This is a genomic window from Faecalibacillus sp. MSK20_93, from assembly GCF_020589945.1.
GTDB classification, from domain to species: domain Bacteria; phylum Bacillota_I; class Bacilli_A; order Erysipelotrichales; family Coprobacillaceae; genus Faecalibacillus; species Faecalibacillus intestinalis.
The window spans coordinates 1-13,883 of the sequence record NZ_JAJDKA010000066.1 but is presented as its reverse complement, the minus strand read 5'-3'; the positions used below and the strand labels follow the sequence as shown (position 1 = coordinate 13,883).

The following is a 13,883-nucleotide window of genomic DNA, read 5'->3' as shown; positions in this document are numbered from 1 at the left end:
GAGAAGCGTTTCCCTGCGGATTGTCTTTCTGTGTTTCCATATCAATCTTGAAAAGTTCAATCAAAGTGTCCGTTACTTTTGCTGTATCTGATACTTTCAAGGTTGCTGTCTTTCCAGCTTCAACCTTTAAGGAATATACAATTTTATCCACTTTATATCCTGCTGGTGCGGATAATTCCTTGATATAGACTGTGCCAGCAATTACCTCTACAACGTCCGTATTTCCGTTTTTATCAGTCGTAAGGGTGGCAAGCTGTTTCGTGCAGTCCTTATCAGAAAAGACACCGTATGTTGCACCAGCGATTGAGTAATTCCCGTTACCGTCTGTAATGCTGGTATTACTGGAAGTCTTTTGCAATTTCGCATTTCCGACATTCAGCTTCGCCCAGAATTGTCCTAATTCCTGCCCCTCGCCAGAGTAGATATAACCGCCACATTCATAGCGTCCTTTATTTTCTTTGACAAAGGCTTTCGCACCAGAGAAAACTTCGTCCTGCGTTGCCTTTGGAATTTCATCATAAGAAGCTCGCACGTTATCACATTGCCAGCCAAGATGTACGCTCAATCTCTGCCAGACAACACATTGTTCCAACAGATAAACTTGTTTGTAGTTTAGTTCCTTGTGAGCTTCGCCATATTGTTTGACATACTCTAAGGATAACGCCACATCAGAAATCTGGTCGGCACTCATGCGTGAGCTTGCGTCAGCTCTGGTCTTGTAGCCGTTCTTAAAATCTGTATTGATGTCAATACAATAGGCAGTTTCGCCCTCAACTTTCATATAGCCCTCATTGAATGTAGAACCGATAGACCCGTCATTCATTACTTTTTCAATGATACCGACACGCTCTGCACTTTCCGTCCAGTATTGCTTACTTTCTGCATGAACGGGTGTAGTTGGTAAAGCAGTAACGACAGTTGCAAGAGCTAAGAAGCCCGTACACAATCGTTTTAACATCTTTTTCATAAATCTAATGCTCCTTTCATTTTGGGTATAAAAATAGACGCTCATTTCTGAACGCCTTACATTGAAAAGGGATACTTTTTTAACAAGTACCCCTAAAGTTTAGTATTTAATTGTTTGTGTTCCCACACTCTATATCAACTACTACCGAAACATTGATATAGTTTTTTATCTCTTTATTTCTGATTTTATCGCCCTCGCTCGTAAAGACGATATGCTTGAAAAAGTGCCTAAAATTAAGGATTTCTACATAGTTCGTCTTTGTAGCAACACACAAGTCTCCACATGGAAAGTATGCGGGAACATATCTACTGGTTGGCAATGTGTAATTGTATACCCGTGTTCATTTAAATACTTAGCATCCCTTGCTTGAGTGGCTACATCACATGAAATATAAATAATTTCTTTTGGACTTGCCTGTAATAAATGTTCTAAGAATTCTTCTGAACATCCTTTTCGTGGTGGATCAACAAAAACAACATCTAAATGAGTATTTTTCTTAACAAGTTCGACCATGTATTTTCCAGCATCATCACAAACAAAATCAGCGTTATCTATTTTATTAAGTAGAGCATTATTTTTAGCATCTTCAATGGCTTGTGGAACAACTTCGACCCCGTAGACTTTCTTTACATGCTTTGCAAGTGAAAGGGTAATGGTTCCAATTCCACAATAGGCATCTAAAACAACAGAATCTTGATTTATATGAGCTAAATCAATCGCTGTTTGATAAAGTTTTTCTACTTGAATAGGATTGATTTGATAGAATGATTTTAAGGAAATTTTATATTGATTGTCTAATAATGTATCATAAATATAACCTTTTCCATACAGTATCTTTTCTTCATCACCTAAAATGACATTATCATGTCTTTCATTAATATTTTGAATAATGGTTTTAATATGTGGAAATTCTTTAATAAGTATTTCTACAATTTGATCAATATGCTTGATTGTTTTTTGATAGGTAATAAAACAAAGCATAAATTCTTCACTACGATAGCCTTTTTTTGTAAGAATATGTTTAATATTTCCTCGATGTGTTACTTTATCATAAGGTTTAATATCATATTTTACAAAGAGTTCTTTCACTCTTTGAATCACTGCATTTGATTCTTTATTTTGAATAAGACATTCATCACAAGCAATAATATCGTTTGTTCTTTGTTTATAAAAACCTGTTACTAATTGACCATTTTTATCATAACCTAAAGGCATTTGAACTTTATTTCGATAATACCAAGGATCTTCTTGCATCAAACAAGGTTGTACATCAACTTCTAAATGTCCAATTCTTTCCATACAATCCTTTACTCTTTTTGTTTTAAATTCTTGTTGTCCCTTACTTGATAAATGCATTAAATGACATCCACCGCATCCTTGATAAATATGACATTTAGGATTCACTCTTTCAGGTGAAGGTTTTTGTAATTCAATTAAACGTCCTACCCCATAATTTTTTAACATTTTAATACATTTAATTTGTCCAACTTCCCCTGTAATCATGCCATTTACAAAATAAGTAAATCCTTCATATTTAACGATTCCTTTTCCATCATGAGATTGATCAACACATTCTCCTATAAAATAATCATTTTTCTTCATTTTTTCCTCCAAAAAAACGAGCTGAGCTCGTTTATTGATTATTATTTGCGGCAGCTTTATTTGCTGCATCGACTTCTGCTTGTCTTTGAATTGCTTTATCTGCTGATGCTTGGTCTTTAACATTTTGACCTGTATAGGTAATTGCATCAACACCTGCATGTTTTGTTCCAAATAATGGGAAATCACTTTCACCATTAGATTTTACAATAATTTCTAAATCATATTGTAAACGTCCATTTGCTTTATTTAAAAGTTGTGACCATGCAGCACCATCTTCTTTACTTTGTCCCATTGCATCATCAAAAGTATGCAAAGAATTTTCAACTAAAGATTTAGCAGTATCAACTTGAATATTATCTGATAATTGATAAGTAAGCTTAATTGTACGACAACCAACTTTAATTGCAACATCTTGAATATTTTCATCTTGTTCTATTTGTGATTCAACTTGAGTAATTGCATTTTTATCAACAGATAATAATTTCACACATCTTTCTCCATAAACAGGTCCATTATTATTTCCTGAAAAAACAAAAATATAAAGGAAAAAAGCAACTACTGCAACAACAAATAAAGTTAAAACAACATGCCATATTTTAAGCTTTCTCTTTTTCTTTTTTGGTTTAGCCACCTTTTTCTCCTTTACTTCATCATCAAATGTAAATTTCCCTGTATGATTTGCATGAATATCATTATTTGGTTTTAATTCATCTTTATCAAATTCGATTGTATCATCAAAAGAAAATCTTTCTCTTGCCATTCTTTCACCTTCTCTTCTATCATTGTATCAAATGTCTATCATTAATACAACAATATACTTTGTGCATCCTTTCCAGCATTTTTAATCACAACAGCTTTCAATCCATCTTGATCATTAATCACTGCATAACTATCAAATCCAGAAAAATGATTATCCATTTGGTCTGCAACTGTTTCTACTACATAAATAAGTTCTGTATAACTTTTTACACTCGCAGTAATTTGAATTTTTAAACTTTGAATTGAACCATCTTTATATTTCCCATAACCTACAACACCAACAGCTTCAGTTGAAGCATTTTTTACATTGTTTTTAAAAACCGAAAATTGTGAATATAGAGCTTCATCTGCTTTATTTGCTTCATCACTTGTAAAAATATAAGTAGCATAATCTAAAGAATTAATATTTCCAACTTTTCCATTTTGACAATAACTACTATAAATAAAGCGTCCATTATAACTATTTTCTTCACTGTCATTTTGACGATAAACAGCAATCAATGTAGGAATATCTTTCACAGATTTTTTTGTTTGTAAGTACTTATATAATCTAGAAATCGTTTCTTTTGCGTAACTGTCTATACTTCCTTCAGATAAAGTTGCATTCGTTCCACCTTTTGGATCTAGAATAATCGCTATAGACATCCCTTTTAAAGTATACTTATCTCCACTTTTTTCATAATAATCTTGTTCACTAATATTTTCTACCATCTTATTAATTTCTTGACCATCAACTAATTCTCCATTTAATGGTTGTAAAGAATATTTTTCTTTCTTTAAAAGTTGATTTTTATCATTTTGAACAAGTTGTAGACCCTCAGACATATAATAATCTGAAGTAGAGAAATAATCTGTCGATAAAGCTTGTAATTCTCTTCCTATTGTTTGAAAATCTTCAGAAGAAGAAAAATCTTGATAAAAAGTTTCTCTTACAAGATTCGTTCCTAAATTAACAATAGGATAAAATGAATCATCTAAAGAATCAGTAGATGATGTATCTTGGCTACTTTTTGTTTCTTTTTTACTTGTTTTTGACGTACATCCTGTACAAAGAAGTAAACATAATATAACTGTAAATAGTTTTTTCATGAGCACCCTCCTTTTTTGGCACATTATAGCATAAAATTATGATTTTATCATTTCCATAAACATTTCTTCCGTTAAAACTGGAATATTTAAAGATTGTGCTTTTGTAAGCTTACTACCTGCATTTTCCCCTGCTAATAAATAGTTTGTCTTTTTAGAAACGGATCCAGAAACTTTACCACCATTATTTTCTATTAAAGTAGCTGCTTCTTTTCTAGATAATGTAGGAAGTGTTCCTGTAACAACAAAAGTCATATTTTCTAATATAGATGAACTTTGAGTATCTTCAATTTCCATCTTTAATCCATAGTGCTCTAATTTATGAATGATTTCTTTATTCTTTTCATCTTTAAAATAATCAATTAAAATTTGTGCACTGGTATCACCAATATCATTGACTTCAACAAGTTGTTCATAAGAAGCATTCATCAATTGATCCATCGTTTTAAATTTCTTCATTAAAGATTTTGCAGCCGATTTACCAATATTTGAAATACCTAAAGCAGTTAAAACCTTCGTTGCATCATTTTCTTTACTTTTTTCAATGGCATTTAATAAATTATCTGTACTTTTAACAAGACCAATTACCTTTTTATCTAAAAGTTCTTGTCTTTTATCTTTTAAAATATAAATATCACTGACATCATGAATATACCCTTGATCTATTAAAGTTTCAACATACGATAAACCAAAACCTTTAATATCCATGGCATCTCTTCCTACAAAATTAACAACATTTCTAACTAGTTTACTTGGACATGTAGGATTAGAACATTTAATATCAACTGTCCCCTCTTCTTGATACGTTGGTGCCCCACATACAGGACACGTATTTCCTATTTGATAAGGAACACTTCCTGCAGGTCTTTTATCTTTATTGACACCTTTAACTTTAGGAATGATTTCTCCTGATTTATAAACAATGATCGTATCGCCAAGACGTACATCTAAACTATCAATAAAATCTTGATTATGAAGCGTTGCTCTTGAAACCGTTGTTCCACATAAACGGACTGGTTCAAAGATAGCTGTTGGTGTAATTCTACCTGTTCTTCCAACTGAAAGTTCTATATCTAAAAGCTTTGTTTCTTTTTCTTCTGGTGGATATTTATAAGCCACGGCCCAACGAGGCACTTTGGCTGTTTGCCCTAATTGTTGTCTTTGTGCATAGCTATCAATTTTAACAACTGCTCCATCAATATCATAGCCTAATTGATCTCTGCTTTCACCAATCATTTCAATTGCTTTCCATACTTCTTCAAAATTGTGACATACTTGATAATTATCAATTACCTTCATGCCTTGAATTTTTAAATATTCATAGCCTTGACTATGACTTGTAATTTCTTTTCCTCGAATATCTTGAATATTAAAAATAAACATAGAAAGATTTCTTTGTTTTGTAATACGACTATCTAATTGACGTAATGTTCCTGCCGCACAGTTTCTAGGATTTGCGAAAGTTTTTTTATTATTAAGCTCTTGAATTTCATTTACTTTATCAAAGGCCTCATTTGTCATATAAACTTCACCACGTACTTCAAGATATTCAATAGGTTCCTTTAATTTATTTTTAACATCTTTGATTACTTTAGCATTAACGGTTACATCTTCTCCTTGAATGATTCCATCTCCACGAGTAATAGCCGTTGTTAAAAGACCATTTTCATATCTTAAAGCCATTGATAAACCATCAATTTTATATTCAACCACAAATACTGGATCAACCAACGTTTCTTGCATTGATTCCACAAATTCTTGAACTTCTTCTTTAGAAAAAACATCTTGTAAAGAAAGCATTGGGACACGATGTCTAACTAAAACACCGGCTTCTCTTTTAGCACTTCCCCCAACATGTTGAGTTGGCGAACTTGGTGTGACATATTCAGGATGATCCTTTTCTAGTTTTTTAAGTTCTTTCATCATCATATCATATTCATAATCACTTATTTCTGGATCGTCTTGGTTATAATAACGATCATTATGATATTCAATTGTTTTTACTAATTCTTCATATCTTTTTAAATCATCCATATTCTTACTCCTTTTTAAAATCTTTTTTATTATAACAAAATAATACTAAAAAGAGAATTCAAAGAATTCTCTAATTTGTAAGTTTTTTTAATGCTTTATGATTGGCCATTAAAGACTTAAGTCCTGCTGGAAGTTCAAAAGCAATATCTAAAATATTCTTATTGACCTTAACAACAACACCCTTACCAAAAATATCATGATTTACAAGATCTCCAACTTTCCAATCATCAACCTTATTATCCCCAATCAATTCTGCTTTAGACACTGTTTGTTTAGGTACATAATCTGTTGTTTTAAAACGAGGCTTACTTCCGCTATGAATAATTCCTTCATTTCCTACTTCATCAATGAAACGACTAGAAATTTTAGGTGAATCTGTTACAAAACTAAATCCTTCACTATCTGTTAAGAAAAGCTGTTTTCTCGCTCTTGTAAAGGCTACATATGCGAGTCTTCTTTCTTCTTCAAGACCATCATCTCCATCTTCAGCTAAACTTCTAAAGCTTGGGAAAATTCCTTCAGATAAGCCTAAAACAAAGACATAATCAAATTCTAGACCTTTAGCCATATGAATAGACATTAAAGAAACATATTGACCTTGATCAATTGCATCATTATCTGTATATAAAGAAATATCTTGTAAATAATTTTCTAATGTTGGTGCATCTTCATGAGAAACTTGAAAATCATAAATTGAACGTTGTAATTCATGAATATTATCAATACGATTATCTTCTAAATCATTTTTGAGCATTTCAATATAACCAACATCAATCATTAAATTTTCAAACATTTCATGTAATGGTAAAGTTGAACGTCTTGCTTTTTCAATTGCTTCAACTAAAATTCGCACTTCTTTTTTTGATTTATTAGAAAGTCTAATTTCATCACTATGAAGCGTTAAAGCATCATAAAGTGAAATTTGATGATTAAGTGCTACTAATTGAATATTTTCTAATGTTTTTTTACCAATACCTCTAGCTGGTGTATTAATAATTCTTTCAAACGCTAAATCTTCTTGATTACAAACAAGTCTTAAATAGCTTAAGGCATCTTTAACTTCTTTACGATTAAAGAATTTTAATCCCCCAAAAATACGATAATCAATTCCTTTACGAATCAATACTTGTTCAATCGTACGTGATAAATAGTTTGCACGATATAAAATTGCAATATCACGATAATTAACCCCATCTTGATTATTTACAATATCTTCGATTTTATTAGCAATCCAATTAGCTTCCTCTTCTTCACTTTTAGCAACATGGTGAATTACATCTTCTCCACCTGTTTGCTTTGTAAAAAGATTCTTTTCTAAACGTTGACTATTTTTACGAATTAAATTATTTGATACTTTTAATATATTTCCAGTTGAACGATAGTTTTGATCAAGAATAATTGTTTTATTAGGTTTGAAATCTTTATCAAAATCTAAAATAAAATGAACATCTGCTCCTCTAAAGCTATAAATTGTTTGATCAGGATCTCCAACGACACAAACAATGGCATATTTTGATAATAATTGAACTAAATGATATTCAATTTCACCTACATCTTGGAATTCATCTACATGAATATATTGGAATTTTCTTTGCCATTTTTCTAATATATCTGGATAATTATCCAAAATATAAACTGCTTTTAATAATAAATCATCAAAATCTAATAAGAAATGATCTTCTTTATAGTTTTCATAGGCTTCATAGACTTTTGCTTTTTTGAGTTCTCCTGAAAATTGTCCAGCTAATTCAATAGCTCTTTGTGGAGAAACTCTCGCTGTTTTATATGAAGAAATTGTATTGATCATGCTTTTAATAGAAATAACTTTTGCATCTATTTCTAATTGTGTATAAAGCTTTTTAATAAGTGCTTTTTGATCTTCTTCATCCATAATTGTAAAATTACTTGGATAATTTAAAACATTAATATGTTGTCTTAAAAATCTCACACATAAAGAATGAATCGTACAAATAAGTGTTCCACTTCCATGAATACCTACAACTTCATTCACTCTTTCTTTCATCTCGTTAGCAGCTTTATTGGTAAAAGTAATTGCCAAAATAGAACGAGGATCAATTCCTACATCCTGTATTAAATGTGCAATACGATAAGTCACGACTCTTGTTTTTCCAGAACCTGCCCCCGCAATAATTCTTAAGTGACTATCTAAATACGTTGCTGCTTCTTTTTGATTTTTATTTAACAATGTATCTAAATCCATTTATTTCACCCCTATTTATCTTATTATATTACATGGATAATGATAGAAAAAGAGAAATCTTTCATTTCTCTTTTTATTGATGTGATAATCCAACAATATCATTAATATCTTCAACACCAAGCTTTTCAAGTTCCTTTGGTAAATCTTGAATAATTTTATAACAAGCATATGGATCAACAAGGTTTTGACAACCAATCGCCACAGCGCTTGCGCCTGCAACCATCATTTCAATAACATCATGGGCACTTGAAATACCACCCATACCAATTACTGGAATCTTAACAGCTTTACTTACTTGATGAACCATACGTAAAGCTACTGGGAAAATAGCTGGTCCTGAATAACCACCTGTTCCATTAGCGATAATCGGTTTTCCAGTTTTGATATTAAAACGCATACCTACTAAAGTATTGATCATTGTAATTCCATCAGCTCCAGCTTCTTCTACAGCCTTTGCCATTTCAACGATATCTGTTACATTAGGAGAAAGTTTAACATAAACCGTTTTTTGAGAAACGGCTTTTACTTTACGTGTAACATCCGCAGCCATTTGTGGATTTGTCCCAAATTGAATACCTCCACTATGAACATTTGGACAAGAAATATTAAGTTCTAACGCTCCTACCATATCATGTGTTGAAATACGTTTTGCGGTTTCAACATAGTCATCAATACAGCTTCCACCAATATTAGCGATGACTTTATCATTATAACATTTACGAAGTTCTTCTAGCTCATGAGACATGACCGCATCAACACCGGGATTTTGGAGTCCAATTGCATTAAGCATTCCACTTGGCCCTTCCGCAATACGTGGTAAAGGATTTCCATAACGCGGTTCAAGCGTTGTTCCTTTGATCATGATACTTCCTAAAACATTAATATCATAAAATCTTGTAAATTCATATCCAAATCCAAAAGTTCCTGATGCTGGAATCACTGGATTTTTCATTTCTAAACCTGGAAGTTTAACTTTTAAATTAACCATTTACAATAACCTCCTCACTTAATAAAATTGGTCCTTCTACACAAATACGTTTATAAGGTTTTGTTTTCACTTTACATGAACATCCCATACAAGCTCCAAAACCACATCCCATTCTTGCTTCAAAAGAAAGTTGTCCGTTTTCTGGATAATTTAAAGCAAGCGCATCTAACATTGGTTCAGGTCCACATGTATAATAATGATCAAATGTTAAATTAGCTTTTTTAATAACATCAATAACTGTTCCTTTAACACCTAAAGAACCATCCATTGTCGCAATTAATACATCTCCAAATTCTTGGAATTTATCAATATAGAAAACATCTTTTTTAGAAGAAAATCCTAAAACAGTTGTGACTTCTACACCTTTTTCTTTTAATTTTTTACCTAAGTTATAAAGAGGTGGTGTTCCAAGTCCTCCACCAATAAGTAAAGCTTTTCCTTCTTGAACAGTAAAACCATTTCCTAAACCAATTAAACAATCCAATTGATCTCCAATTTGTTTATTCTTTAAAATTTCTGTTCCTTGACCAACAACTTTAAAAACAATCACAATTGTATTTTCATCATAATCAGAAATAGACATTGGTCTTCTAAGATAAGGTTGTAAACTTTCATTAATCTTAATATTAATGAATTGACCTGGTTGACTAATATATTTAGCCCCTTCTCCTTTTAAAGTCATTTCATAAACATCATCTGCAATGTTTTCAATTTTTGTAATTTCCATTAACCCTTGATAGTTCATAAATTCCTCCTATAATTTTTCTATTTTTCCATCTAAAATATGATACTTCACTAAACCAAAACATTTTGTATCTAAAAATGGTGTGTTTTTTGCTTTTGAATAAATATTATCTCTCGTAATCGTATATTCTTCATTTAAATCAATGATAGCAATATTAGCTTTTTTACCAACAGCCATATCATGATCCAATCCAATTACTTGACTTGGATTGACTGTCATACATTTTAAAACAGTTTCTAAATCTAACAAATTCTTCTTAACTAAATATGTATAAACAAGACTAAAAGCATGTTGATTACCAATAATACCAAATGGTGCTTGATCAATTGGTTTTAATTTTTCTTCATCACTATGAGGTGCATGATCTGTTGAGATACATGTCACTGTTCCATCTTTAAGTCCTTTAATTAAAGCATCTAAATCTTCTTTACTTCGAAGTGGTGGATTCATTTTATAATTTGGATTTAAGTTTTTAATATTTTCATCTGTTAAAATCAAATGATGTGGACAAGCTTCTCCTGAAACAGGAAGTCCTTGTTTTCGATACTCTCTTAATCCTGCCACAGTTTCTTTAGTAGAAATATGACAAATATGATAACGATTACCAATTTCTTTAGATAATTGTAAATCACGTAAAGCATGATTATATTCTGAAGCATTATTGATTCCTACAAGACCATTTTCTTTAGAAACACGTCCTAAGTTAATACATGCTCCTTTTTCAAGTTCTCCTTCATCTTCACAATGAGCAACAATAATACTATTGATTGCTTTTGCTTCTTTCATGGCTTTTGCCATCATTTCTTTACTTTGAACACCTTTTCCATCATCAGAAAATCCTTGTACAATATCAAAAGCATTATTTTCTTTAAAATCAACAAGCTCTTGTCCTTTTAAATCTTTCGTAATAGCACTATAAGTATATGTATGAATAGAGCTATCTTTTTGAACTCTTTGAATAAAATCTTCAATAGTTTCTTTATCATCCATACATGGATTTGTATTAGCCATCGCTACAATATGCGTATATCCTCCATATTTAGCAGATAAAGTTTCTGTTTTAATAGTTCCTTTATGTTCAAATCCTGGTTCACGTAAATGAACATGAAGATCAACAAAACCTAGTGTTACTAAAAGATCTGTACAATCAATTATATTTTCACCATCTAAATCATGACCTATTTGACTAATTGTTTCACCATCAATTTCTACATCTAATTTTTGAATTTTATTTTGGTAAAAAACATTTCCATTTTTTAATACAGTTTTCATAGTTTCTCCCTTTTTCGATTAAAAACATCTTTATTTTTATCATATAAAGTATACTAAATGATACTTATTTTTTCAATGAAAAAACGGCATAAAAAAACAGCCAAGAAGGCTGTATTTTTATTATCTTTTTTTATTATTTTTTCTTGCTGCTTCAGATTTTAATTTTCTTTTTAATCCTGGTTTAACATAGAATTCTCTTTTACGAGCTTCAGCAAGGGTACCTGTTCTAGATACTTGTCTTTTAAAACGACGTAAAGCGTCATCTAAAGATTCGTTTTCTCTTACTACAGTTTTTGCCATGATGATTCCCCCCTTTGACTCTTAATTTACAAAAGTATTATATAGAGAATCTTTCCTAATTGCAAGAAAATATTGTTATTTTTACGCATAAATATTAATTTTTTGCGTATAATATACTTTTTTGCCCTATTTATGCAAAAAGTCACACGAATTAGGTAGTTTCATAAGCTTCTTTTCAATATAGCTACAAGATGGAATTATTTTCATAGAATTGTCTTTTGCATAGTCCATCAAAGCATCAAAAAGCTTTCCTGCCATTCCTTGACCTTGATATTTTTCATGAACAACTGTTGAAATAACATCAATCACATTTTCTTCTTTTCTAACATATTTAATATAACCGACTTCTTCATCCTGATCTTTTAAAACAATAAGACCTTCTTTATATTCTATTTTCATATATGTTCTCCTTTTTTTTTCTTTAATAATTTATACACTTTACATGTTTTATCCTTCTTATTTTTTAAAACAAATCTAACATATTATCTAAATAAATAGCTTCTCTTACATGTATTTGATATTCAGGTTTTACCATATAATAAAGTAAAAATTCTAACACTAAAGCACTCCCTAAACTTCTACCTTCTATTTTAAATTGAGAAAAGCCTTTTGGTAGATAATTATTTTGAATATCTTCAACACTGATAAAACTCGAATTTTGCATAGCTTTAGAAAAACGATACCCCTCATGAGAATTCGGAGCTTTGCATACATGATCTAAACAATCTTCTCCAAGATTTTGACGGCTAACCGTTTCATAACATTTCTTTCGTTCAAGGCAGCCTATAAAACAACATTCATTACATAAAAATTCAACTTTATCCATATCTTTTTGTAAAAGATTTTCTAATTGTTGAACTTTATTTAAACGAAAATCAGGGACAACATATAAAAAGTCATCTTTCTTTAACTCATCTACTAATTGTTCAAATTTTGTAAGAACTTTCGTTGTTGAAGAAACAAAATAAAAACGTGGATATTGTTTTTTTAAATATTCTAGTAACAAATCAGAATGAATGATAATCCCACTTTGAACCTCACTTTTTTCAAATAAAGCACAAAGATCATTACATCTTTTATCTTGAAGATGTTTTTCTTGAAGTAATGAATTACTGAAAGTAAGTCGCGAAGAAATATGATATTGATTCATAAGTGAAAGAACTTCATAAGGATTTTGATTTCCTTCACCAAGACGTCCTCCACCCCATAAACAATCTTCAGGACTTCCATAAATAGAACCTATTTCACACCAATCATAAAAATATTCACGATGATGATAAAATAAAGGTAGAAAGACTTTATACAATTCATAAAACTCAAATAATCCCGGTAAATGAAAATAAGCTTTTTCCCTTTTTGACAAATCTATCACCTCTTCCTATATTTATTCTTTAAATGTTATCTAAAAATTTATGAGCCCCTTGTAAAAACAATTCATATCTTTTTTTTGTTACTTCATTATCTTCTTCATCCCAGACTTCAAAGATATATTCTTTATTATTTTGAATTATAGAGCATAATTGTTTTGCCGTATAATAATCATCATTTAAGTTATATAATTTTATAATTCTTTTATCTAAAGTTTTATTATAAACATCTTTACTTGTATATCCTTGTATATGTGTTAATGGATCTATACATTGTTCATGATATTTTTTACAAGGTTTACAAATGTCATCTCCATCAATTGTTAATTTTAAATCAACAGATGGATTATCAATAATTTCATTAGCAACCTTATAAAAATCATGTCCCATTTTTTCATCAGGAACAAATCTATCTATCCCAGATCCATATAATTTAATAATATCAATAAAATGATGTGGTTTAATTAAAATTGAGTTCATTAATTAATCTTCCTGGTATATTGTAATTGACCCATCTAAGTAGTCATAAACAATATACATTC

12 protein-coding genes and 1 pseudogene are annotated in these 13,883 nt (G+C 30.5%); all 13 read right to left on the bottom strand.

Annotated elements, in window-relative coordinates:
• Positions 1-967, bottom strand: a pseudogene (locus LJD34_RS13995) (SrtB-anchored collagen-binding adhesin); the annotation flags it as partial.
• Positions 968-1,210: 243 nt separating this feature from the next.
• Positions 1,211-2,569: a 23S rRNA (uracil(1939)-C(5))-methyltransferase RlmD gene (gene rlmD / locus LJD34_RS13990; RefSeq protein ID WP_227360193.1), complete on the bottom strand. Its 1,359-nt coding sequence runs from the start codon at positions 2,567-2,569 to the stop codon at positions 1,211-1,213.
• Between the two features lie 31 nt (positions 2,570-2,600).
• Complete coding sequence (locus LJD34_RS13985; protein ID WP_119363627.1) at positions 2,601-3,329, bottom strand: hypothetical protein; 729 nt, start codon at positions 3,327-3,329, stop codon at positions 2,601-2,603.
• 41 nt (positions 3,330-3,370) lie between these two features.
• On the bottom strand, positions 3,371-4,417 hold the full coding sequence (locus LJD34_RS13980; protein ID WP_227360192.1) for a CamS family sex pheromone protein: 1,047 nt from the start codon (positions 4,415-4,417) through the stop codon (positions 3,371-3,373).
• Between the two features lie 36 nt (positions 4,418-4,453).
• Positions 4,454-6,448: an NAD-dependent DNA ligase LigA gene (ligA, locus tag LJD34_RS13975; protein ID WP_227360191.1), complete on the bottom strand. Its 1,995-nt coding sequence runs from the start codon at positions 6,446-6,448 to the stop codon at positions 4,454-4,456.
• A 70-nt stretch (positions 6,449-6,518) separates the two neighbouring features.
• On the bottom strand, positions 6,519-8,669 hold the full coding sequence (locus tag LJD34_RS13970) for an ATP-dependent helicase (protein WP_227360190.1): 2,151 nt from the start codon (positions 8,667-8,669) through the stop codon (positions 6,519-6,521).
• A gap of 73 nt (positions 8,670-8,742) precedes the next feature.
• Positions 8,743-9,657 carry a dihydroorotate dehydrogenase gene (locus LJD34_RS13965; RefSeq protein WP_227360189.1) on the bottom strand — a complete coding sequence of 305 codons (915 nt, stop codon included), beginning with the start codon at positions 9,655-9,657 and terminating at the stop codon, positions 8,743-8,745.
• Positions 9,650-10,402 (bottom strand): dihydroorotate dehydrogenase electron transfer subunit, encoded by a 753-nt coding sequence (locus tag LJD34_RS13960; protein ID WP_032090438.1) that lies wholly within the window; start codon positions 10,400-10,402, stop codon positions 9,650-9,652. Before LJD34_RS13960 ends, LJD34_RS13965 begins: the two co-directional genes overlap by 8 nt.
• Before the next feature lie 9 nt (positions 10,403-10,411).
• Positions 10,412-11,674 (bottom strand): dihydroorotase, encoded by a 1,263-nt coding sequence (locus LJD34_RS13955; RefSeq protein ID WP_227360188.1) that lies wholly within the window; start codon positions 11,672-11,674, stop codon positions 10,412-10,414.
• 120 nt (positions 11,675-11,794) lie between these two features.
• Positions 11,795-11,974, bottom strand: a complete 180-nt coding sequence (rpsU, locus tag LJD34_RS13950) for a 30S ribosomal protein S21 (RefSeq protein WP_022002829.1) — start codon at positions 11,972-11,974, stop codon at positions 11,795-11,797.
• A gap of 126 nt (positions 11,975-12,100) precedes the next feature.
• Positions 12,101-12,373 carry a GNAT family N-acetyltransferase gene (locus LJD34_RS13945; protein ID WP_032090440.1) on the bottom strand — a complete coding sequence of 91 codons (273 nt, stop codon included), beginning with the start codon at positions 12,371-12,373 and terminating at the stop codon, positions 12,101-12,103.
• A 64-nt stretch (positions 12,374-12,437) separates the two neighbouring features.
• Positions 12,438-13,337, bottom strand: a complete 900-nt coding sequence (locus LJD34_RS13940) for a hypothetical protein (RefSeq protein ID WP_227360187.1) — start codon at positions 13,335-13,337, stop codon at positions 12,438-12,440.
• Positions 13,338-13,365: 28 nt separating this feature from the next.
• The gene (locus tag LJD34_RS13935; RefSeq protein ID WP_227360186.1) at positions 13,366-13,821 is read right to left on the bottom strand and encodes a hypothetical protein; all 456 of its coding nucleotides are present in this window, start codon (positions 13,819-13,821) and stop codon (positions 13,366-13,368) included.
• Positions 13,822-13,883 lie beyond the last annotated feature (62 nt).